A 23,127-nucleotide genomic window follows, 5' to 3' on the forward strand; every position below is an offset into this window, starting at 1 on the left:
GGAGGACATGCGATGCGATTTATCGATAACGGCAACAACACGGATCCCTCGTGGAATCTTGCACTGGAAGAATACGCACTTCGTAACCTGGGGGGCGACGGAGAAGATTATCTTCTCTTCTACATCAATGAACCTTCCATTATTATCGGCAAAAATCAAAACACCGCCGAAGAGGTAAACGGTGCTTACGTGGAGGAGCATGGCATTCATGTCGTGCGGCGTTTATCCGGCGGCGGCGCGGTCTATCATGATCTCGGCAATCTCAATTTCAGCTTTATCACTTCGGATGACGGGCGATCCTTTCATAACTTCCGCAAGTTTACCGAGCCTGTCGTAGAGGCGCTTCGCAAGCTGGGCGTCGAAGCAGAATTGAGCGGGCGTAATGATCTGCAAGTCGGTGAGCGCAAAATCTCCGGCAACGCACAGTTCGCATCCAAAGGCCGGATGTTCAGCCATGGCACGCTGCTGTTCAACTCCGAAGTCGATTCCATCGTGTCGGCGCTGAACGTCAACCCGGCCAAGTTCGAATCCAAAGCGACAAAATCCGTACGCAGCCGCGTCGCGAACATTGCCGAATTTCTGCGCGAGCCGCTTACGATGGAGCAATTCCGCCGGTTCCTGCTGGCATCCATCTTCGGCAGCAGCTCCGAAATTCCGGAGTACAAGCTGACCGATGCGGATCTCGCCGCCGTGCAGCAGCTTGCGGAAGAACGCTACCGCAGCTGGGACTGGAACTACGGCCGCTCGCCGGCATTCAACGTACGTCAGGTCAAACGGTTAACTGCCGGCACCTTCGACGTTCGGCTCAACGTGCAGGAAGGCGTCATTACCGAAGCTTCCGTCTTCGGCGATTTCTTCGGAACGGCCGAAGTATCCCTCGTGACCGATCGGCTCGCCGGCGTGAAATATAATCCGCAAGCGGTCGCTGAAGCACTCGCAGACGTCGATTTGACGCAATACTTCGGTCCGGTTGACCGTGAGGAATGGCTTGCCCTGTTGTTCTGATTGTACTGACTGACTCGTTGGCTCGCTCAAGTAATTCGAATCGAATGGGAGTGGAGAATCGCATGAACAAGGCCGATAATGTCACTTCTCTTAAAGCACTGCAAGCATGGAAATCCATCCCGCAGCAGCTGCGGGACAAACTCGTCCGCAACGTCTTCTGCGGGAATTGCAGCGGCGCCGTCGAAATCGTCGATTACAGCATCCGCGAGGAGAAACACGCGCTGCTGCTAACCGGCAAATGCCGCACCTGCGCCAGCCCCGTCGCCCGCGTCGTGGAGAACGATTGACGCGAGGCGATGTTTTGCAGGAAGCGACGGTAGCTTGTCCGCTGCTGTAGGCGGATCCGGGCTTTTGAACGTGCTGAGAGTCGGGTTTTCCGACTCTCAGTTTTTTTTATTGGCCATATGGCTGCTGAGAGTCGCTTTTTGCTACTCTCAGCTCTCGCCAATGGCGAATCCGGACCTTTGAACATGCTGAGAGTCGGGTTTTCCGACTCTCCGCATGTTTTATTGGCCATTTGGCCTCTGAGAGTCCCATTTTGCGACTCTCAGCTTCTCTGTATAGCCCCAGCATTCGCCGAAACCCAACTAACTTCGCCCTTTCTGGAGCAAGTAAGCGGATATGCCGCTTACAGAAGCAAAACGCGGTCAAATAGCTCCGCTTAAGCGGCTATACCGCTCTCGATGTTGATTAACCGCCGAAACCCAACTAACTTTCTAACTTCGCCCTTTCCGGGAGCAGTAAGCGAATATACCGCTTACTGCTCCAAAACGCGGCCGAATAGCTCCGCTTAAGCGGCTATACCGCTCTCGATGTTGATCAATCGCCGAAACCCAACTAATCTCGCTCTTTCTGGGGCTGTAAGCGGATATACCGCTCTCATAGCGGAACAGTCGCCAATAGCTGGAGTTGAGGTACACCAGGAGTGCTACATCGACGAGATTCCCAGGTTTTGGGCTAAAGTAGCTCACCGGGAGATCTACTTTAGCGGAATTCTCAGATTTACCATCAATGTAGATCACCGAGAGATCTACTTTGACGGAATTTTGTATTCCACTACTCGTCCGCGAATGGCGCACCCAAATTTTTCTTGTTGTTAACTCAAATTTGAGTATAATAAAATGAGTGGTATTCAAATTTGAGTATGTACGCTCAACAAGGAAAGGAATGAACGCAGTGGACGCCAAAAGAAGCAATGTTAAGCTCGTAATTGCTGGCCTGCTCCTCGGTCTGTTTATGGCTGCACTCGATCAAACGATCGTGTCGACGGCAATGACTACGATTATCGAGAAGATTGGAGGCTTCGATAAATTTATCTGGGTGTATTCCGCCTACATGATCGCGATGGTCGTATCGACCCCGATCTTCGGTAAGTTATCGGATATGTACGGACGCAAGCGATTCTTCCTCGCCGGATTGATCCTGTTCATGGTAGGTTCCATCCTTTGCGGAACCGCGCAAAACATGGAGCAGCTCATTATCTACCGCGCGATTCAAGGGATCGGCGGCGGCGCGCTCATGCCAATCGTCTTCACGATTATTTTCGATCTGTTCCCAGCCGAGAAACGCGGCAAAATGATGGGTCTATTCGGCGCCGTATTCGGCGTATCCAGCGTCTTCGGCCCGGTAATGGGCGGACTGATCACCGACAATCTCAGCTGGCGCTGGATTTTCTACATCAATGTACCGATCGGTATTCTGGCGGTGCTGTTCATCGCGCAGGCTTATCATGAACAATCTAACCCGCGCAAACAAATCATCGACTGGTTGGGCGCAATCTCGTTAACCGGCTTTGTACTTACGCTTATGTTCGGACTGGAGCTTGGCGGCTCGGACGGCTGGGCATGGGATTCGGCGAAAACCATTTCGCTCTTCGTTGCGGCCGGCGTATTGCTGATCGCCTTCTTGTTCATCGAACGTTCTGCCAAAGATCCGATTATTAAGCTATCCTTATTCAAAAACAAAGTCGTCACCAGCAGCATGGCCATCAGCGTGCTCTACGGCGGCATTATGATTGCGGCTGCAACCTACATCCCGCTGTTCATTCAAGGTGTATTCCACAAAACAGCGACTGAAACGAGCAGCGTACTTACACCGATGATGCTTGGCGTCGTGCTCAGCAGCCAAGTCGGCGGCCGCGTGGTCAGCAAGCTCAGATACCGTGACGTCATGGTCGTATCTGCACTGACCCTCCTCGTTGGCACTTTGCTTCTAGGTTATGTAATGGATCAAGAAACATCCAGACTCGTGATTACATTGTTTATGATCATCGTCGGTCTTGGCATTGGGGTTTCCTTCTCCTTGCTCAACATCTCGACATTGAACGCAGTTCCGCCGCAGTATAAAGGTTCGGCTTCGTCCTTGATTACGTTCTTCCGTACAATCGGCTCCGCGCTTGGGATTACCGTATTCGGCGCGATGCAGAAATCGGCATTCCAATCCGGCGTAAAAGAGATACCGAATATTAATCCGGAAGTCGCTTCCCAAATTAAAGGCGGTCAAGCGCTGCTTAACCCGGATATTCAAGCCAAATTGGGATTGCCCGCAGATCTCATTTCACAGCTGATCAGCAAGCTGGGCGACTCCATCATCTTTATTTTCCAATGGACGATTATCCTGCCGGTACTTGCGCTCATCTTCGCGATCTTGATGGGTCGCGCAAGGCTGGAAGTGTCCAAAACCGGTGGAGGAACGCATGGCGCACCCGGCAAACCAGCCGCTGAAGGACAACAAGGTCCTCAAGGCGACGGCAAACCGGCGCCTTCGTTCCACGGAGGATAACCTCCATGTCAATGAGGCTCTTAATCTTAGGGCTGCTCATGGAATATGAACGCCACCCCTACGAAATTCGCCAGACGATCAAAGACCGCAACTGGAACGAATGCTTCAAGCTTCGCGACGGATCACTGTATTATGCGGTAGACCAGCTACGCGAGGACGGACTGATCGAGGCGGCTGAGGTCGTTTCGGTACCTGGGGAGAATCGACCGGATAAGACGATCTATCGCATTACGGATTCCGGACGAGCAGCATTCCAAGAGCTGCTTAACGCACAGTTCAAACAAATTTCTTATCCGCAGCATCCGCTGTTTCTTGCGATGGCGTTCGTCCGGCACGGCGATCCGAAGAAGGTAGAAGAGAATATCGTCAAACAGCTGGAAGCCTGCCAATCGCGAATCGAGCGCATGCATGCGGTACTCCAGCTCAAAGGAAACTTCTTGCCTCGCGGCTCCTCGTTGATGATTCAAGGCTTCATCCAATTCAGCGAAACGGAGAAGCAGTGGCTGACTACATTGCTGGAGGAAGCACGCTCCGGCAGTCTCTTCGAAGGACATAAACTGACGCCGGAACAGTGGGAAGCTTTCATAAAGTATAAGCAGTTGCCAACGTCGGAATAGGAACAAGAAAAAGCCGTTAAGCAGTGTGAGAGTAGAACGATATCCGTTCCCCCACATTGCCGAGCGGCTTTTTCCATGAAGCAAACGCTAGCTAAGTCGCAGCAGGCTGCCCTTCTGCGAACAAATATACAGCTCCCCGTCCGCATCAACGCCAAACGAAGTAATTAAATGATCGGATTCGAGCAGCACTTTATTTTCAACACTGCCATCTTCGCTCTGCCTTAACGCCCAGATCGTGCCCATCGCATAATCCGCATAGACATACCAACCGATCAGCTCCGGCAGCGCCTTGCCCCGATACACGAATCCGCCTGTAATGGACACGCCTTGATCGCGGCCATACGTGAAGATGGGCTCAATCAGTCCCTCCTTCTTGCAGCCCTCCTTAGGCTTGAAACAGAGATTCCCCTCCATAACGTTCCACCCATAGTTGCCGCCGTTCTCGATGAGATTAATCTCCTCGAGCCGATCCTGCCCGACATCCGCTGCCCACAGTTTGCCTGTAACGGTATCGAAGCTGAAGCGCCAAGGATTACGCAGCCCGAACGCATAGATTTCCGGTGCTCCGCTACCGCCTGCAAAAGGATTATCCGCCGGAATACTGTAATGTTTGCCGTTAACGCCTGTATTCACATCGATGCGCAGCACCTTGCCGAGCAAGCTTTGCTTGTTCTGTCCGTTGCCATGCGGATCGCCGCCGCTGCCCCCGTCTCCTGCCGCAATATATAAGTAACCGTCCGGTCCAAAAGCAAGCTGTCCGCCTTTATGATTCGAGAAAGGCTGTTCATACGTCAGTAGCTTCACCTCGCTCGCGGGATCGAATATCTCCGGATTTCCCGGATCCTTCATCACGAAACGGGCGATGACCGTATGGGTCTTCGTCGTATAATTCACGTAAGCGACACCGGGCTTCTTCGGATGAAAAGCTAATCCGAGCAGCCCTTGCTCATTACCGTCGCTGTACACACGATCCCGGATATCAAGCACAACCTGCGGCTCGGTCGAGGGGTTCGCAAGATCCAGCATTACCACTTGTCCCGGCTGCTCGATCACGAATCCTTTATTCCGCAGCGCGGCGGTTACACCGTACTCACTGACCATCCCAACCGGATTATCCAGCGTCCCTTCCGGCACAACAGCCTCTAATGCTACGGGCTTTTCTACATCAGATGAAGCTTGCCCGCTTTCATTAGACGGCATCACCGCCGACTCTTCATTTCCTTTACAAGCAGTGAGCAGCAAACAAAGTCCGAGCAGCCATACAGCTGCGGAAATTCCTCTCGGCCATGTCCCCATCCTCTTTCTCATCCTCCTCTGCTTTCTTCTGATTCGATCATCTCATAGTGGGAAACCCCAATTCAAGCCGAAGGCAGCCACAACCGGCCCACCGCCAACAAAAAAATGGCCAAGCAAGGTCGCCCCTGCTCAGCCATTCTTCTTATTTCTTCACGATGTCCGCTACAGCTTTATCAAACTTGCCAAGCAGCTCGTCGGATTTGATGCGTTTGCCCATGTATTCCTGCATCGCAGCACCGAATTGTTGCGTGATGCCGTCAGGGAAGCGATCCCACTGCCAGCCCTTCACTTGGTCCGGGTGTTCTTGGGAGAACGTTGCGAAGTCTGCCGCGATTTTGCCGATTGCAGCCGGATCAGCCGGAATCGAAGTGATCGACGGGATGAATTTGAAATCCGTTGCTACGAATTTCTTGCCTGTTTCCGAAGTCGCCATCCAGTTCAGGAATGCTTTTGCTTCGTCCGGATGAGCGGATTTGTTGTTAACGACCCAGTTGCTTGGCACGCCTGTGAATACGTTCGGAGCGCCTTCCAGCGGTACCGGCATCATGCCAAGGTTCAATTCCGGATTCACTTCATCCACCATACCTTGGATCCAGTTACCATGTTGAATCATCGCGTATTTACCGGCGGCAAACTCCGCTACTTGCGTGTTGTAGTCCGTTGTCAGCGCAGCCTTTTGGCCATTAGCGAACATGATGTCAACAAGGCGAACCCATTGTTTCGTAAGTGCATCGTCCTTGAAAGTTTTCGTCCCTGCTTTGATTTCATCGATGAATGCAGCAGGATCAGCCTGCGTTGCGTTCGCGATATTAAACGTATGAATACCTAGCGACCACCACTCGTTCGTCAATGCGAAAGGAATAATGCCTGCTTCTTGAAGCTTCTTGCAAGCTGCTTCCAGTTCGTCAAGTGTTTGCGGAAGCGTTGTGATGCCTGCTTTTGCAAACAAATCTTTATTGTACGTCAAGCCGTACGCTTCAAGCGTCATCGGCATGCCGAGCAATTTGCCGTCGCGCGAAATTTGGGCACGGGAAGCTTCTACCAGATCCTTCGCCCAAGGCTCGTTGGAGAGGTCAACCGCACGATCTACATAAGGATCGAAGCCGGCCCAGCCGCTGGATGTAATGATCTCGGGCTCTTCGCCTGCTGCTAGCTCAGCCTTCAGCAATGCGCTGTAATCTTCGCCGCCGCCATGCGTTTCGATTTCAACCTTCACGCCTGTTTCTGCTTCGTATGCTTCTGCCATCTTGGCAAGCGCGGCTGCAATCTCAACTTTGAATTGGAATACTTTAATCGTTACCGGCTCTTTCGGCGCGTTTGTTGTCTCTGTAGTCGCCGAATTGTTCGCTGCAGCGGTGTTGTTTGCTTTCGCGTTTGCGTTCTCCCCGTCCGTGCTGTTGCCCCCGTTATTATTGGTGCTGGAACATCCGCTTGCGATCAGCGCAGTGGCAAGCGTAAGTGCGAATATCGATCTTTTTTTCATGATTGGCCTCCCAAATGGTATTGGTTACATTTCCAATTATAGAGTGCATATTTCTGCTAATACACCGAATAAATTGAACTAGGTAGTGTAATATTTTGATTAAATTAGTTAAATATCAATTTATTACCCCTTAACGGATCCCGCGGTAATGCCTTGAATAATATGTTTTTGTAGAAAAAGGAAAAATGCAATGATCGGCAATGTGCTCAGTGTCAGCGACGCCATCGCCAAATCCCATTTGCGCAAGTATTGCCCGAAGAACTTCTGCACCGCAAGCGGGATCGTGGTGAAGTTGTCGTTGATGACAAGCACGGGCAGCAGATAGTCGTTCCAAATCCACAGCACGTTCAGAATGATGACCGTAACGGCAATCGGCTTGAGCAGCGGGAATACGATGCGCCAGAACACGCCATAGGGCGAACAGCCATCCACAACAGCCGCCTCTTCAATCTCGAGCGGTACCGATTTGATAAAGCCGTGGAACAGAAACATCGAAAGCGAGATCCCGAAGCCAATATAGCAAATGACGATTCCGTATACATGCCCCCGCAGTTCAAACATGGACGTGATGCGCATCAGCGGCAGCATAACCGATTGGAACGGAATAATCATCGCCGCCACATAGACGGTAAACAGAAACTTATTGAAGGTTGTCGGTTTTCTCACCAAGCGGTAAGCGCTCATGCTCGCAACAACCACCAAGCAGCCTACACTCAGTACCGTAATCACCAGGGAGTGCATGAACACGACCGGAAAATCAATTGCGATCCATGCCCGTTTGAAGTTCCCAAACCCCCAGCTTGTCGGCAGCTCTGCTGCGTTCAAGAGAATAGCGCCAAGCTTTTTGAACGAGTTTATCACCAAAAAATAGAACGGCGTCAGGAAGAGCAGCGCCAATAGGACGCATAATAGCTCGAATACGAAAAGGAGTGGCGTATATCGTTGTTTGTCTTCCATCGTTACGCTTCCACCTCTTTCTTCTTGGTGAACCAAACCTGTGTAACCGTGATCAGCGCGACGGCGAAGAAGAAGATCATCGCTTTGGCCGTACCCAGTCCATATCGATTATTCGTCAACGCCTCACGATAGATGTTGAGCGCGATCGACTCTGATGCATAGCCCGGTCCTCCGGCCGTTAAGGATAAATTCAGATCGAACATCCGGAATGCATTCGATGTCGTCAGGAACAGACAAATCGTAATCGCCGGCATAATGAGCGGAATGGTGATCGAGCGGAAAATCTGCCATGGGCTAGCACCGTCAATACGGGCTGCTTCCGTCAAATCCTTCGGGATCCCAATAATCGCTGCGATGTAGATGATCATCATGTAGCCGGCCGTCTGCCATACGAACACGTTCACGATTCCCCAGAATGCAGTAGTCGGCGTGCCTAGCCAAGGAAGACTGAAGAACTCCAGCCCCGTCGCCTCCCCGACGGCTGCAAATCCGCGAACATAGATAAAGTACCAAATGTAGCCAAGCAGCAAGCCGCCGATTACATTCGGCAGGAAGAAAATGGTGCGAAGCACATTTCGGCTCTTCAGATTACGCGTAAGCAGCATCGCCAACAGCAGCCCCATCACATTCGTCAGGATAACCGCTGCAATTGTAAATCTTGCCGTAAACCAGAAAGCGGTCCAGAACCGTTCATCATCCGTAAAGATGCGATGAATATTCTGAAAGCCGACCCATTTCGCATGGTTCAGATCCAGCCCGTCCCACTCCGTAAACGTATAATAGAAACCCATAAAGAACGGCACCGCGACGATAAGCAGAAATATCAGTAGTCCCGGTCCGACAAATACGGTTTGCTGCAGCCATTCATGCCATTTGATTTTGCGATTCACGCTCTGCACACAGATGTCCCCTTTCTTAACCCTCGTACCTCAGTATAGCGGCTCTCCATAACCGCAATCGACAGACGATCGTGAACTTCATGGTGGAATATATTGACCAACTCACAATTCATAGCGTATGTTTATACCAAAATCCACGCCATCGATTCGGGAGGCGCATCCTTGACCACAACCTTGTTCAAAAACACGACAATCCGCAAAAAGATGATGATCCTCTTCTTAATCGCCACCATACTTCCGATCGCAGCTTCCATCGCAATCTCGTATCACCAGACGAAGTCCTCGATTACGAAGGAGGCCATCTCGAAGAACAACCGGCTGCTCGCGCTCGGCGGCACGAATATCATCAACTATATGAACAATATCAACCAGAAGTCGCTTGCCGTCTACAATTCGATGAATGTCCCCCGCTCGCTCTACTATATTTTGGAGCACAATATGGAGAACGAAGTGTTCCCCAACCAAATCAGCGATGTCATCCAGAACCGTAATTTGCTCAAGGATCATCTCTATAACATCTATCAGAGCGTGCAGGAATTTTATAAAATCAGACTCTATGTAGCAGGTCAGAATACAAGCTATCTGCTATGGAATGACGACATCAAAGTAGGCAAACATCAGAACGGTTCCATAGCGATGGCATCCAAAACCTATATCGAACCGACGCATTTGAGCCACAATTACGGGTTATCGATCAAGTCTCCCGTGAAGGAAGAACAAGTCTTCACCCTTCATCGTCCGATCTTCTTGGCTCCGAGCGATGTGCAGCTGGCTGAGCTTACGATAGATGTGAAGACCTCCGTGCTGAATGATTTGAACCGTCAGCTCTATGATGCCGGACATGAGAATTTCTATTTGGTCGACGCCGACGGCGGTGTCTTGATCTCCTCCGATGAAGCTCAAATTGGCAAGCGGCTGGTTAGCGAATGGTTTCATACTGTACGGAACGCTTCGACGACGAAAGGGCATTTCGACTGGGATGGGAATGCGTTCTCCGGTATGATTTTCTACCAACAGGTGAAGACCAACTACATGAATTGGTATCTGATCAAGCAGACACCGAACAGCCATCTATACGCGACTGCCAATGAAACCGCTTTAATTAATACCTGGGTTGGCGCAGCTTTCCTGGCCATTGCGGTCATTGCCCTGCTGCTCATCTCTTATCGCTTCACGAAGCCGCTGCTCGCGCTGATCGGTTACGTCAATAAGATCGATTCCGGTAATTTGAACGTCCAAATCGATATCCAGAGCAATGACGAAATCGGGCTGTTAGCCAAGCGATTCCGATCCATGATGCAGACGATCAACAATTTGATTTTGAAAGAGTATCGGCTCGAGCTCGCAAACAAAACCATTCAGCTTAAAGCGCTGCAAGCACAAGTGAATCCGCACTTCCTCTATAATGCGCTGCAATCCGTTGGGACCGTAGCGCTGCAGCATGGCAACATGAAAGTATATCAGCTTGTAACCTCTCTTGGGAAGATGATGCGCTATCAAATGGACATGGCAGATGTTGGGGTAGAGCTGAGCCGTGAGCTGGATTATGTGCAGGCTTACCTCGATTTGCAAAAAGAGCGCTTCGACAGCTCGCTCGATATTATCTTGATGATCGATGAGCGTACTCGCAGCATAAGGCTGCCGAAGATGATTTTGCAGCCGCTCGTGGAGAACTTCTTCAAGCATGGTTTCTTGCCGTCGGAGCAGCCGGCGAAGCTGGTTATTGCCAGTTCGCTTGGCGATGACGGGGCACTTACGATCGTGGTGTCGGACAATGGAAAAGGGATATCTGCTGCACGCATGGCGGAGCTTAACCGGCTTCTTATGCAAGATCATGAGGTGGAACACGATGAGGAAGAAGGGCTGGCTATCGGGCTGCGGAACATCCTGTTCCGTCTGCGGCTTTACTTTAAGCAGGATGCGGCGCTCAGTATTCAGCATTTGCACCCGCACGGATTTTCGGTGACGCTTCACATTCCACATGTATTGGAGGACCCATCCTTATGAAAGCACTCATTGTAGATGATGAACGGCATGTTCGCGAGGCGATCCGCCTGCTCGTGCCTTGGCAGCAATTCGGCATCGAAACGGTGCTGGAGGCCGACGATGGCACGACCGGAATGGCGATGATTCGGGCGGAGCGGCCTGCGCTTGTATTTACGGATATGATGATGCCTGTCATGGGCGGCGACAAGCTGATGGAGTGGATGGCGGAGCATGCGCCGGAGAGCAAAATCATCGTCATCAGCGGGCATGATACGTTTGATTTTGTCCGCACGGCCTTGAAATTCGGGGGCATGGACTATATCTTGAAGCCGATCGATGCGGAACAGCTGACAAGTGCCGTGGAACGGGCGGTCAGCAGCTGGCGGAGCGAGGATGCGAGCCGCTCCCGTGCGCGCGGTCAAGATATCGAGCTGAATCAGCTCAAGCCGCTCTATACGGAGCAGCTGTTAGCGGCCCTGATGAAGGGGACGGGTTCCGCGCAGGAGTTTGCGATGGCGATGAAGCCGTTTGGGATGAGGTATGGAGCGGCGGCTGATGGCGGCGGGGCAGGGGCCGTTGGTGGGGTCGGTACTGCCGGAGGCGGGACTGGCGCTTCAACTTCGGCTGCATCTGAGACGATGATCCGGACTGCCGTTGTGGAGCTAAGCTCCACTCCGCCTGCCGTAGCGGATAAATTCGGCTCCTCCGGCCGGGATCTCTTCGCCTATGCGGTCGCCAACATAGTGAACGAGATGTTGCGCAATCGCGGCGCGGGTCACGCCTTCCGTCACCATGCCGGCGCTGAGCAGGAGATCGTTCTGCTCTTCTGGGACAGCTGTGTTGATGTTCCCGGGTTACTGGTGGAGTGCAACGATGCTTTGTTCGTCGCGCTGAAAGCGCGCCTGGCCATAGGCGTTGGCTTGCCCGTTGCTTTCCCATCGGGCCTAACCGCATCGTATCGGCAAGCGCGTACTGCACTGATGCAGCGGAATCTGCTGCAGACGGGTAAATGCATTCACTGCTTTGATGCCGGATCGGCTGTGTCCGCTGAGTCTGCGCTGTTCTTCAGCCCTTACGAGGAGCGAGTGCGCTATGCCGTGCAAAGCGGCAGTCCGGACAACATCCGCCGCGCGCTGCAGCTGTGGTTCGATGCCCTCGATCAGCGAACCCGGCTTACCCCGGAGAACCTGCTGCTCTGGCAGCGGGAATTCCAGCTCGCCGCCGCGATCTGGGAGGGCGGCCGAAATGTCGTCGAGGCGGACATTCCCTATTCGAGAGAAGGAAGCAGCTCCCTGCCTGTAGATGCGGGCGGCGCCTTCCAGTATGCAGCGTGGAAGGAAGCCTTCGTCCGCGAAGCATGCGAGATCGGAACCAGGCTGAACGCGGTCAGCGAGCGCGGCAGCACCATTCGCGACATCGCCGCTCATATTGAGAAGTTCGCTCATGAGGACTTGACGCTGCAGAGCATCTCGGACAAGTTTCATCTCAGCCGAGAGTACATCTCACGCAAATTCAAGCAGGAGCTGAACCAGAACGTCTCGGACTTCATCACCGCCTGCCGCATCAATCGGGCAAAGATCCTGCTAGCCAGCGCCCATCTAAAAATCACCCAAGTCGCCGAAATGTCGGGCTTCCAGGATGAGAAGTATTTCAGCAAGGTGTTCAAGAAGCTCATGGACTGCACGCCAAGCGAGTTCCGCAAGCGGCAGTATGGGATGGAGTAGATGGATCGCCGAAAACCCGGCCATCCCGCTCATGTGAATCCCTACGTGCGCTCCTTGCGCGCCACAGAACCAAAAAAAGGCTGCCGATCCCATGATCGGCAGCTTTCCTATTATCGCACCAGCTCCGGCTGATGCTCCTTCAGCCATCCGCGCAGCGGCACATCCTCGTCCGTCGGACTGTAGTAGCCGTTGCAATTGACGCCCGCGCCGAGCAGCTGGCGGCGAATCGGATCGGAACTCTCCCACAGGTGCTGCACGGTCATATCGTCCTTCGTGCGAATCCAACGATATCCGTAGCCGTAGAACAGCACCTTGCGCGTGTAGTCCGACCAGTTCGGCGAACCGGCGTGCCAGGTGCGGCGATCGAAGAATACCGCCGACCCCGGCTTCACGCACACCGGGATGGCACCTTCCGGCTGGCCTTGCCGATCAGCCGGCATTTCCAAATTATCCTTCAGGTGACTGCCCGGCACCACCCAGAAGTTGCCGCGGTCCGGCTCGGACACATCGGAGAGGAAATACGCCACCTTCAGCGATAAACGCGGACGCGGATGCGACTCCATCTCCATGTTGACGCGCCCGCTGTCCTGATGCCAGCCAAACGTCGCATCGCTCTTCGCTTTCCCGGACGGCGGAGTTGCAATCATATGCGCATGATACAAATAGATGTTCCAGCCGAGAATGTCCCATACCTTCGGCAGCACTTTATCGTAATCCACAAGGTTTAGAAATGACGAATGATCGGGAATGAAGTTTGGATAAAACAATGCCGTCTTCGGATCATGCCCGCTGCTCAGCTTATCTTCATAAATACGGTCAAACTCCGCAGTCAGCTCAGCAACCTGCTCCGGCGAGAGCGCATTCTCCACAATCAGATAACCCAATTCGTTAAACTGTTTCCGTTCTTCTTCGGTCAACGCATACTGCAAGCATGATGGATCCACGCATAATCCCCTCCGTATGAATGGTAATCAACCTGACTCCATCATAGATGGTTTGCGGGTTCCTTTCGAGTAACGATCTAGTTATCTTTTGGACGATTCAACGATTTCATTGATAGCGCTACCACAAACTCCGCTGCCACTCCGCTCAGCCCGTCCTCCCCTTCATAAATGCCGTAGGCGAGCAGCCCGTCACTTTCTTGAACACCCGGTTAAAATACGCCTGATCGCAAAACCCCGTCTCCTCCGCGATTTCGCTGATCGACATCATTTTATCGATCATCAGCTCTTTCGCCTTCACGATCCGCACATGATGCAAATAATCGATCGGCGACAAGCCCGTGACCGACTTGAACAAATGCGAGACATGATTCGGCGTTCTCCCCGTCAATTCGGCCAGATCATCCAGCGAAACCGAATCCTTATAATGATCGAGCAGATAGGTTTTGATATCCTCCGTCATCTCGATTTTCTTGGCCGGAAGCTTCCACTTATCCCGCTCATAATTGATAATGCTAAGCAGCTCCAGCAGAATCGCATAACAAGTCGGCTCTGAATACGGTCCTCTCATGAGCCAATGATGCTTCAATAACATGAACCGCTGTTTGAAATATTCAAACCCGCTGATCGTCGTTTTGCAATAACGATTCTCCGCCAGAAGCGGCAGCAGCATGCGATCATTATCATCCAGCGTAAAATGCGTCGCATACCGTTGATGCTCTTCACTCGAAATCCCCCCGCGCACCGTGCCGGCAGGCATGAAGAGAACATCCCCTTTTTGCAGCAAGACGGACTCCTCATTGACGTAGTAGATGATTTTGCCCTTCGTCACGACGAGCAGGATATGAAACTGCGTAGCGCTTTTGCCCATCTCCCATTTCCCATGGAAATCCTTCGCATAACAGCTATGAAGCTTGATCAACGATGATGACCTCCCACAATCCGTTATTGCGCCGGACTCCAGATTTCGATGAAATTGCCATCCGGATCATAGAACGAGAACGATTTGCCTTGATAATCGAAGAGCTGGCCGACTTTAATGCCTCGCTCCACAAACTCATGGTAAGCCGCCTCCGCGTCGTCCACCATAAACCCATACGAAGACTGAAGCGCGCCATCCGGATAAACGAAATGCGAATGCAGGTTATGCTCATTTTGCTGGAATAAGATGCGAATCCCCGACTCATTCACTAATTCGATATAAAACGGATCCTCTTTCACCACGCGAAATCCCAGCTGTTCACTATACCATTCAACAGACTGCGAGAAATTGCTTACCGGAACGGTCAGGTACGTGCTCTTTAATTGAATCGGCATTTATTATAGTCGCTCCTTCTCTTCCGGATTTGAACAGTCTAAGCAAACCAACTTCCCGTCGTCCAAAATCAAACCTTCCAGAAATCCATCCTTGCAGTAGATGTCCTTCTTACACTGCTCACATTGCCCAACCAGCTCCTGCATCTCATGACCTCCTCCAATCCTTCGCCTCCATCCCTCGCTTAACCGGGTGAACTATAGTAAAATGAGGACTTAGCTACACTAAACGAGTATGAGGTGCCCGACATGTCCATTAATTTCACCAAAGCAATTGTCGATCGTTTGCAACGCGAAATTGCTGAAATAGAGAGCAAGATCCCGCAAGAGAAAGCCAAGACGGATAAGGCGCAAGCAAAAATTAAGCAGCTGCAGCGCGACATGAAGCTAAGTCAATCCGCCAGTGATTTAAGCAGCAAGATGTCACGGCTGAATAAGCTAAATGAAGAGATCAAGACAAGCACGCGCAAGCAAGCCGATCTGGCTAAAGAGCTGGTCACGAAGAAAGCTTCGCTTAAGCAGCATCTGCCGAAGGACTAACCTTGCCCTAGTTATTTCCATCTGTACCTTGATTATTAAGCTGGCGCCGATGGGAAGTCAACCAAAATAAAAAGCAGCCCGCCCGGGCTGCTTTTGTTATTTCCAAAGCTCCAGCTGCTGCTCCATCGTGTCCTTCGTTATGCGCCTCTTTTGCAAAATCGCGCTCGGTACCATGTTGTTGTATTTCATGATTTTCTTGTTGATTTCAGCAAGCTCCGATTCGGGGCTGCCGCTACTGCCACCATCCGATGAAAGAATCAGCTTCTGCAGCTGATCCCGGATTTCGTGCTGCAGCATGAGCCAAGCAGGCAAGAAATTGGCTTCTTTCAGGAAGCTGTTCGTCATATCGCCGGAAGGAACCTCGATTGGCTTCCCTTTGCCCGGCAGATGATCGAATGCGCCTTTTCGCTCCTGCTCCTTGTACATTTCGCCGATCCAATCCTGCGCGGACAGCCCGGAGTTCCAAAATTGCCTCGATTCGACCGCAGCTTCCGGACGCTCCGTTTCCGTTTTCGCAGCAGATTCCACCTTAGATTCGGACATCACATTCGGCTTTTCGTCTGCTTGGGGAGTATCGACTGATATGGATTGTTTTTTGCTCTTTCTGAACCAAAAACCCATCTCCTGCTCACCACCTATAATAGACTAGTAAACGAAGAAATACTTCCTACTACTAGTTTACAAATAACGACGCGATCATGTACCTTGCACCTTTGTAGATTCCTTGAACAGTAAGGAAATTCCGCGCACAAGGTAAAACGGCTGACGCCGTCCTTTGATGGCGTAGCGCGGTTCAATCCGGAGATTTCTAAGCTCATTTATAGATGTGAAACTTATAAATTCTTAGAAATCAGAAAAGGGAAGCGGCCAACCTTCAGAGGTCGGTGCTTCCCTTCTTTTTACTGATTATAAACCTCAAACTCATAGATGGATGGCGTATTGGTCGCCGAATTAATCAGCAGCCTGACGCTCGTACCCGTTACCGGCGCGAAGGTCACTGTCTTGCTCGCACCAATCGTTGTTCCCGTGGCGCTATCCACCCAAGCCGATCCATTCCAGTAAGAGATTTTGAAGTTTGTAATCCGCGTATCGAACTCCTTGAGCACCACTGTATTAAACGTCGTACTGCTGCCAAAATCAATCTGAAGCCACTCCCCCGCACTCGTTCCGGAAGCCGAATTCCATCTCGTTCCCGCTGAATCGCCATCGTTGGCCTTTGCAGGCGCATAGTTCGCATCCCACTGGCTCGAGCCCCAAATCGTCTTGTTCAGCCCCAAGTTCACCGGCGTTAAACTTACATTATCAAAAGCGATCCAGTTCCCTCCGTTAGCGACGGAATAGAAGCCGATCTGCACGCTGCCATCGCTGACCGGAACGCTCGGTATCGTGACCGTCGTGTAGGTGGAGGTCGCCGGCATGTTCACAGACAGCTCTGCCCCTCCGTAATTCTTCGCAACCATTCTCGCTTGGCTTTGGCCGCCGCTTGATCTCACATTCGCTTTGAGCGTGTACGTCCCGTTCGGCAAGCTGATATCTTGGCTGGTGTACACATTGTAAGCTGTCGCTTTCCAGTGTACCGCCTCGTAAGAACCTCCGCTCATTCCGCCTGCTTGCGTGTAGTCGGCATCGATATTCGTACCTTTGTAGTCGCCGCCCCACGTAATCCAGCCCGGTATGTTCTGGCCGGCGACGGTCTCAAAGTTCGGATTTTGCACGAGGTTGCTTGTACCGCCGGTTGTCTGAACGATAAATGTAGATACCGAATTGGCGGGCAGGCTGGTCGTGAACGTTTTTCCTGACAATGCAATGGTCGAGAGCGTGGCACGGTTCTCCGTCGATGACGTCCGGTAAGCTTGAACGGAGCCGGTCACAGTGCCGAATTTGTTCAAATCAAACGTGTAACTCGCGGCAGAGGCTGTGTCATTGTAGACGATAATGGAGACTTTGCCGGTAGCCGGATCGAGCGCCGTAATCGTCTTGGCATCGTCGTTGGCAATGATTTTGTACCCCGGACGAATGAAATTACTGTACTGCCGCATCACATGAAACTTCTTCGTAATCCAATAATTCTGAGTCCCGTCTGAGGCAAAATGGATCAAGCCCCAATTGCCGTTCCCCGCGAGCGACTCCGCTTCGGATTCAAGCGCCTGCCAGTACACCCATTCTTGGGGCGCGAGGTCTTTCAGATCGGTCGAGATGGCGGATGCCAAGCCGAGATAGGCTGAAACCGAACTATGATCATGTGTCCCCGAGGAGGTGGTCACCTCGGACATTTGCAGCCTGCGGCCGTTGCCGACGGCCTTCTGATATAAACCTTGGCGATCCCCGCCGCTATACGTGTGCGTGTTGAACTGCGTGATTGCACCTGCTGCCGTCGCATCAAGGCTGTCCAAGGAGCTGTGAGACATCGCGATGCTCGTTTCGTCCAGACCGCTGATCGTTGTGCCTGTGAGCGACTTCGTTTGCAGCGCCGACTGGGTCGCATTAATAAGGGCAACCTGCTTAGCGCCTGCCGAAACCTTCATTCCCTCTTGCTTGCCGCCTGCCGCCCAGTAATTGGAGTTAGCCTCATTCATCGGATTCAGCGTCCGAAACGTAATCCCCCAACTATCGCGAAAATGCTTCACCACCTCGGTCAAATAATCCGCGAATTGTGCCTCGTACCCGTTCAGCAAATTATCCTGGCTCGGATCGGTGTTGCCGGTCGATTGCCCGCTCTTCGTCATCCAATACGGCGCCGAATAGGAGATGGCATCCGCCTTGAAATCGGCTGACGGCACTCTGGACTTCGCCGCTTGCAGCCACCAGCGCTGGTTCGCATCCGCTGTCCAGTCATAGGCAGAAGCCGAAGTCGCCTTATACCCCGGCACCGCAGCACCGACTCTCATGGAGCTAACATAAGCAGGATCATTGCCGCCGCCGATGTTGTAACGCGCGATGTTGAACATCGTGCTCGGGTTGGCATCCGTGTTCGTGGTGCTGTAGAGCAAATCTGCCAGCGTATCCTTGCCGGTCCAATTGCCTGTGTAATTCGCCGACCACGCAAGCGAGGTGCCCCACCCGCCAAATGGCAGCGACCGGATACCCGGATCGACGATCACCGTCGTCGCCGCTGCGGCGGGCTGCACCGCTATTACGCTCACTGCGAGCGTTGTCAGCAGCGCTGCGATCACGCTCTTTTTTACCTGTCGAATCATTACTAATTCCTCCCTTAAGGTAAAATCAATCAGTCGGACAATGTCCTCCTTTAGATCACATATATGAAAGCCCTTACATAAATAGATGTAGGTTCTGTCAATAGACAGCAGATAGAGCAATGATTATAATGGAATGATGAAGGTGAAACGTTTCACCATTACGAACAGGAGGAAGTTAACGCATGAGTACACTTGAAGGCTGGATTGAAGTTTGTGAAGTTGACGATATTGATGAGGAGGATGTCATCCGTTTCGATCATGAAGACCGGACGTTTGCCGTCTACCATTCCGATAAAGGGAAATTTTACGCGACCGACGGCTTTTGCACCCATGAGAAGGTTCACTTATCCGACGGTTTAGTAATGGGGCATACGATTGAGTGTCCGAAACATAACGGCAGATTCGACTATACGACGGGTCAAGGCAAGAAAGCCCCAATATGTGAAGATCTCAAAACCTATCCGGTTCAAGTGGAATCGGGTAAAATCTATATTAAAATCGACTAAGACAGGGGAATTATATAGAGATGACACAACCGGGAATGGTTATTATCGGCGCCGGCGAGGCCGGTGCAAACGCGGCAATGGAGCTGCGTAATCAAGGCTACGCGGGCAGCATTACGCTGATCGGCAAAGAAAATCGGACGCCTTACGAGCGTCCGCCGCTATCGAAGAGCGTCCTGCTCGAAGAAGAAGCGCCGGCTCCGACATTCATGCTGGATGCGGCTAAGCTCGAAGAGCTAAATATTCAGCTGCTGTCGGATAGCCATGTAACGAGCATCGATCGCGATGCACACCGGATTCTGCTGGCAGACGGAAGAGAGCTTTCCTATGAGAAGCTGCTGCTTGCAACCGGTGCAAGCCCGCGTAGGCTGAACATGGAAGGCTCCGACACATCCGGCGCGCTGTACCTTCGTACATTCTCCGATGCGCTTGCGATTCGTTCGCGGCTGCACCCGGGGAAACATATCGTCATCGTCGGCGGCGGCTTCATCGGCCTCGAAGTTGCGGCGAGCGCTCGCGAGCGCGGCTGCGACGTTACTCTGCTTGAAGTAGGACCGCGCATTCTGACGCGCGGCGTACCGGAAGAAATTGCGAATGTCGTGGAAGCAAGACATCGCGAAGCCGGCGTTACGTTCAAGATCGGCACGGCAATCAGCCGCATCACGAACGATAACGGCTCGCAAATTATCGAAATGGCCGATGGCACTGTCATTCGCTGCGACGCCCTTATCATCGGCATCGGAGCTGTGCCTGAGATTGCGCTTGCTGAAGGCTGCGGCCTTGCGATCGAGAATGGCATTCGTGCGGATGAGAAGCTCGCAACAAGCGACCCGGATATTTTTGCGGCCGGCGACTGCTGCTCCTTCCCGCTTGCGCTGTACGGCGGCACGCGCGTTCGTCTTGAATCCTGGCGCAATGCGCAGGATCAAGGCATCCATGCCGCGCAAAATATGCTCGGCGCGGATCAGCCGTATGAAGCGATTCCTTGGTTCTGGTCGGATCAATACGACGAGTCGCTGCAGGTAGCAGGCCTTGTCGACTTCGGCAGCGCGAACAAGATCAAACGCGAATCGGCCGACAATGTTCATTTCTTCTTCCATCTGGCGGAAGACGGCACACTGGCAGCAGCCAGCGGCATCGGTCCCGGCATCGCCAAGGACATCCGTCTGGCGGAGATGCTCATCGAGCGCAAAGCCGTCATCGACCCGGCCGTTCTCGCCAGCGCGAGCACGAAGCTGAAATCGCTGCTCAAATAATGCAGATCGCCCGCCATTATGCAGACATGCATATTGGCGGGCGATTTTATTGTGCCGGTGTAAACAATCTCATGACTCGATGTGCGTTTTCACAAGAAAAAGTAATCACCAATCAGCATTACGACTCCTAATCCGAGGTTCGTCCATCCCAGAACCTTGGAAAGCTTGCGCTCTTTCTCCATTTTCTTGATCCGATATTCCTTAATATCGAATTGCAGAATCAAAATGCCGGTTAACCAGAATAAGGGGATGGAGTAACCGATATAGCTAATGGCGACAAAGCCTCCACCGAACATGACTTCTCCCCCTTATCTGGATTTCATGCCGACACGTCTTACATTAATTTGGACATCCAGGTCGAAATCGACTTCCTTGTACATCTCCTGCCAGCGCTCCTTCGTGCGAACCCTTGAATTCCAATATCCCGGCTTTTTCGCGCGCACATATTCGCCAAAACCGAAAATATCCGAGCCATCTGCTTGCGTTTGCCCGAGAAATTTTCTATAGATCTGAATCGCCTTCTCCTGCTCATCTTGTTCAATTCGCTTCAAAATACTCGAATCATCGATGGCAACTGCTTCGCTAAGCTTCTCTTCCACATTGATCTCAAGGGCGATATGGATGGTGAATCGGGGAAGCCCATTTACAATGCGCACAACGATCTTCTTGTCTCGGTGCGTGATTGTCGTCATGACGTTCTTCTTCGGTCCGCCAAGATCGACAAAGATGCGGTAGCCAGCAGGATTAATGCCCTTGATTCCCATGTAGGCTCCGATTTGACTCGCATTTGTATGGCCAACCATCTTATTGCCTTTAAAATAGGCCAGGCCGGCAATTTGGACGTTCTGTTCCTTACGAATAGCGACATAAGGCAGGAAACCTTCCTCGCCCAGCTTTACCGAGTTGCTCCAGAAATTACCGATGTAATCGGACGGGAACTTTCCCATTCGAGTGCCTTCATCCAGCGTTGCCATTAAATAAAGCGTCGGCACTCGTTCCAACTTCGGCGCAGCCTTCATGAGCGCCTTCGCATTGCCTTCCGAAATCATGAGCCAGGCCAATCGTCTAACCTCCGAATTACGGTGGAAGAAATCGTTGACGTTTTCAAGTCCTCTTCTCGCGACGCTCTCTGACACGACGATGACGCGCAAATGTCCGAAGAACAGCCTGCTGGAGAGCTGTTGCTGCAAGTTCATCAACGCATCATCGACGGAGTGTCCCACTGAATCCAGCACCCAGAGTGTTTCCTGCGTGCCCGCGCCGCTGCTGCCCCCGCTTTCTCCCGGTCCCAGCGGAATCCGGCCAGGCAGGGCGATTTGAACCGTTACCCGAACCAAGTCCGTCTGAGGCGCTGTCTGCGTAACCTGGGACTCCCTCTCCTCCTGCGTTCGCTTGCCGGCTTCGTCAATCGATATCCCCAGTACGACGGCGCGTTCCTCGATTTCAAGCCGGTCCCAGCAGCCGCTTAGGAGCGGTACTGTCAGCACCATAACAAGCAAGGTCTTAACCGACCGGATCCAAGGGTTCTGGCTCATTGCGCTCGCCTCTCTTCCTGCGAATGAGTGAGATGATGTACAGGAATGCCGGATATCCAATCGTGATAAACAAGCCGATTCGTCCGATGTCTTCAATAATTTGATACATTTGCAAAATATTTTGAGGAAGTATCGCCATTACGAAAACAAAAGGAAGAAAGAAGAAAGCAAACATGTTATGGTCCTTCAAACGAAACAGATAGCTGGTAAAGCGAATCATTAAATAATAACTGGAAAACAGCGTCGTAAATACCGCCGTTACCCAAACCGCCAGAAATGCTGCATCCAGCCGTTCCAAGATATTGGCCGGCAGCGAAGTAGCCTTTGCCAATTCCAGTGTCGGCCACAACAAATTACGGATTTCCTCGGCGCCGAATACACCTACCGCCGCAACGACGATCGCGACATAAAGACCGCCAGACACGACCATCGCTGCCAGACTTGCCTTCATCGATTTTTTCGGATTATGCATGCCGGGAATAATGATTGTCATGATGAAGGAGCCTTGAAACAAGGAAGCAACAGTCAGAATACCAGGGAGCATATGAGCATGGTTATTTCCCCATATCGGTTGAAGATTGATAACGTCCGCATTTTTTAAGGAGAGCGCGATAATGAGCAGCGCAGGCCCAAGGAGAAACGGGAAATAGAACAGATGGATATAGGTGAAGGTCACCAGGTTGTTGCGCGTGGAAACGGCTGCAAGCAGCAGCATCACGATGACAGTCACCTCAAGTGGCGTATTCTTGAGTACGGAGGTGACGACAACCTCACCGAACTCGCGTGCGGCAAGTGAAGTCAGAACGGCGAAGAAGGCAATAATCATTAGACTTCCGACGGCGGCCAGCCATTTGCCTATGATAGCCTCGCTATACTCCACGAAGGATTGGTTCGGGAACCGCATACCCAATATACTGATCAGCGCAAGCCCGATGAAACCAACCAAGGCGCCTAATAACGTAACAAGCGGCGCACCTGCGTCTGCCGCTCGCACTGCAAACAAAGGAAGCGGGAGCACGCCTACACCGATAATGGTGCTGACCAGAATGGCAGCTGACTGAATCGTTGTAATCGAACGGGTATTCTGCATGCC

Annotated in this window: 22 protein-coding genes; 9 read left to right on the plus strand and 13 right to left on the minus strand. The window is 52.1% G+C overall.

From position 1 onward, the window contains the following. Positions 1–12: 12 nt before the first annotated feature. From I8J30_RS08255 to I8J30_RS08270, 4 genes are all read left to right on the plus strand, one after another. Entirely contained in the window at positions 13–1,005 is a 993-nt protein-coding gene (locus I8J30_RS08255) for a lipoate--protein ligase (RefSeq protein WP_210657076.1), read from the plus strand. Positions 1,006–1,067: 62 nt separating this feature from the next. Then, a complete protein-coding gene (locus I8J30_RS08260) occupies positions 1,068–1,292 on the plus strand; it encodes a hypothetical protein (protein WP_210657078.1) in 225 nt (74 codons plus the stop codon). Between the two features lie 889 nt (positions 1,293–2,181). Next, positions 2,182–3,786 carry an MDR family MFS transporter gene (locus tag I8J30_RS08265; protein WP_210657080.1) on the plus strand — a complete coding sequence of 535 codons (1,605 nt, stop codon included), beginning with the start codon at positions 2,182–2,184 and terminating at the stop codon, positions 3,784–3,786. Positions 3,787–3,791: 5 nt separating this feature from the next. Further along, a complete protein-coding gene (locus I8J30_RS08270; RefSeq protein ID WP_210657082.1) occupies positions 3,792–4,403 on the plus strand; it encodes a PadR family transcriptional regulator in 612 nt (203 codons plus the stop codon). 87 nt (positions 4,404–4,490) lie between these two features. On the opposite strand, the gene I8J30_RS08275 is transcribed toward I8J30_RS08270, so the two are convergent. From I8J30_RS08275 to I8J30_RS08290, 4 genes are all read right to left on the minus strand, one after another. Then, positions 4,491–5,699, minus strand: a complete 1,209-nt coding sequence (locus I8J30_RS08275; protein ID WP_210657084.1) for a PQQ-dependent sugar dehydrogenase — start codon at positions 5,697–5,699, stop codon at positions 4,491–4,493. A 142-nt stretch (positions 5,700–5,841) separates the two neighbouring features. Beyond that, on the minus strand, positions 5,842–7,182 hold the full coding sequence (locus I8J30_RS08280; protein WP_210657086.1) for an ABC transporter substrate-binding protein: 1,341 nt from the start codon (positions 7,180–7,182) through the stop codon (positions 5,842–5,844). 123 nt (positions 7,183–7,305) lie between these two features. Then, the gene (locus I8J30_RS08285) at positions 7,306–8,139 is read right to left on the minus strand and encodes a carbohydrate ABC transporter permease (RefSeq protein WP_091222213.1); all 834 of its coding nucleotides are present in this window, start codon (positions 8,137–8,139) and stop codon (positions 7,306–7,308) included. 2 nt (positions 8,140–8,141) lie between these two features. Beyond that, positions 8,142–9,029, minus strand: a complete 888-nt coding sequence (locus I8J30_RS08290; protein WP_091222973.1) for a carbohydrate ABC transporter permease — start codon at positions 9,027–9,029, stop codon at positions 8,142–8,144. A gap of 171 nt (positions 9,030–9,200) precedes the next feature. On the opposite strand from I8J30_RS08290, the gene I8J30_RS08295 reads away from it, so the two are divergent. Together I8J30_RS08295 and I8J30_RS08300 are read left to right on the plus strand one after the other, a co-directional pair. Beyond that, a complete protein-coding gene (locus tag I8J30_RS08295) occupies positions 9,201–11,045 on the plus strand; it encodes a sensor histidine kinase (protein WP_210657088.1) in 1,845 nt (614 codons plus the stop codon). Further along, on the plus strand, positions 11,042–12,748 hold the full coding sequence (locus I8J30_RS08300) for a response regulator (RefSeq protein ID WP_210657090.1): 1,707 nt from the start codon (positions 11,042–11,044) through the stop codon (positions 12,746–12,748). Before I8J30_RS08295 ends, I8J30_RS08300 begins: the two co-directional genes overlap by 4 nt. Before the next feature lie 110 nt (positions 12,749–12,858). On the opposite strand, the gene I8J30_RS08305 is transcribed toward I8J30_RS08300, so the two are convergent. The 4 genes from I8J30_RS08305 to I8J30_RS08320 form a co-directional block, all read right to left on the minus strand. Beyond that, positions 12,859–13,692, minus strand: coding sequence for a phytanoyl-CoA dioxygenase family protein (locus tag I8J30_RS08305; protein WP_210657092.1), 834 nt, complete (start codon positions 13,690–13,692; stop codon positions 12,859–12,861). A gap of 145 nt (positions 13,693–13,837) precedes the next feature. After that, positions 13,838–14,611: an AraC family transcriptional regulator gene (locus I8J30_RS08310; protein ID WP_210657094.1), complete on the minus strand. Its 774-nt coding sequence runs from the start codon at positions 14,609–14,611 to the stop codon at positions 13,838–13,840. Positions 14,612–14,634: 23 nt separating this feature from the next. Continuing rightward, entirely contained in the window at positions 14,635–15,006 is a 372-nt protein-coding gene (locus I8J30_RS08315; protein WP_210657096.1) for a VOC family protein, read from the minus strand. Positions 15,007–15,009: 3 nt separating this feature from the next. Then, positions 15,010–15,150 (minus strand): hypothetical protein, encoded by a 141-nt coding sequence (locus I8J30_RS08320; protein WP_210657098.1) that lies wholly within the window; start codon positions 15,148–15,150, stop codon positions 15,010–15,012. Between the two features lie 102 nt (positions 15,151–15,252). Between I8J30_RS08320 and I8J30_RS08325 the strand changes: the two genes are divergently transcribed. Next, a complete protein-coding gene (locus I8J30_RS08325) occupies positions 15,253–15,543 on the plus strand; it encodes a hypothetical protein (RefSeq protein WP_210657100.1) in 291 nt (96 codons plus the stop codon). Between the two features lie 96 nt (positions 15,544–15,639). Here I8J30_RS08325 and I8J30_RS08330 read toward each other — a convergent pair whose 3' ends face one another. Together I8J30_RS08330 and I8J30_RS08335 are read right to left on the minus strand one after the other, a co-directional pair. Beyond that, the gene (locus tag I8J30_RS08330; protein ID WP_210657102.1) at positions 15,640–16,086 is read right to left on the minus strand and encodes a DnaJ family domain-containing protein; all 447 of its coding nucleotides are present in this window, start codon (positions 16,084–16,086) and stop codon (positions 15,640–15,642) included. Between the two features lie 356 nt (positions 16,087–16,442). Next, positions 16,443–18,740 (minus strand): discoidin domain-containing protein, encoded by a 2,298-nt coding sequence (locus I8J30_RS08335; protein ID WP_210657104.1) that lies wholly within the window; start codon positions 18,738–18,740, stop codon positions 16,443–16,445. 182 nt (positions 18,741–18,922) lie between these two features. Between I8J30_RS08335 and I8J30_RS08340 the strand changes: the two genes are divergently transcribed. Both I8J30_RS08340 and I8J30_RS08345 read left to right on the plus strand, forming a co-directional pair. Further along, a complete protein-coding gene (locus I8J30_RS08340) occupies positions 18,923–19,246 on the plus strand; it encodes a MocE family 2Fe-2S type ferredoxin (RefSeq protein WP_091222235.1) in 324 nt (107 codons plus the stop codon). Between the two features lie 20 nt (positions 19,247–19,266). Further along, positions 19,267–20,499 carry an NAD(P)/FAD-dependent oxidoreductase gene (locus I8J30_RS08345; RefSeq protein WP_210657106.1) on the plus strand — a complete coding sequence of 411 codons (1,233 nt, stop codon included), beginning with the start codon at positions 19,267–19,269 and terminating at the stop codon, positions 20,497–20,499. 89 nt (positions 20,500–20,588) lie between these two features. Here the strand turns inward: I8J30_RS08345 and I8J30_RS08350 are convergent, their stop codons facing one another. Genes I8J30_RS08350 through I8J30_RS08360 form a run of 3 tightly spaced genes read right to left on the minus strand, consistent with a single transcriptional unit; the run spans position 20,589 to position 23,124 of the window. Beyond that, positions 20,589–20,795 carry a CLC_0170 family protein gene (locus I8J30_RS08350; RefSeq protein WP_210657108.1) on the minus strand — a complete coding sequence of 69 codons (207 nt, stop codon included), beginning with the start codon at positions 20,793–20,795 and terminating at the stop codon, positions 20,589–20,591. 12 nt (positions 20,796–20,807) lie between these two features. Next, positions 20,808–22,034 carry a Ger(x)C family spore germination protein gene (locus I8J30_RS08355; RefSeq protein ID WP_210657110.1) on the minus strand — a complete coding sequence of 409 codons (1,227 nt, stop codon included), beginning with the start codon at positions 22,032–22,034 and terminating at the stop codon, positions 20,808–20,810. Next, positions 22,003–23,124 carry a GerAB/ArcD/ProY family transporter gene (locus I8J30_RS08360; RefSeq protein WP_210657112.1) on the minus strand — a complete coding sequence of 374 codons (1,122 nt, stop codon included), beginning with the start codon at positions 23,122–23,124 and terminating at the stop codon, positions 22,003–22,005. Before I8J30_RS08360 ends, I8J30_RS08355 begins: the two co-directional genes overlap by 32 nt. Between the last annotated feature and the right edge of the window lie 3 nt (positions 23,125–23,127).

The organism is Paenibacillus lignilyticus, from assembly GCF_017942085.1.
Taxonomy (GTDB): domain Bacteria; phylum Bacillota; class Bacilli; order Paenibacillales; family Paenibacillaceae; genus Paenibacillus_Z; species Paenibacillus_Z lignilyticus.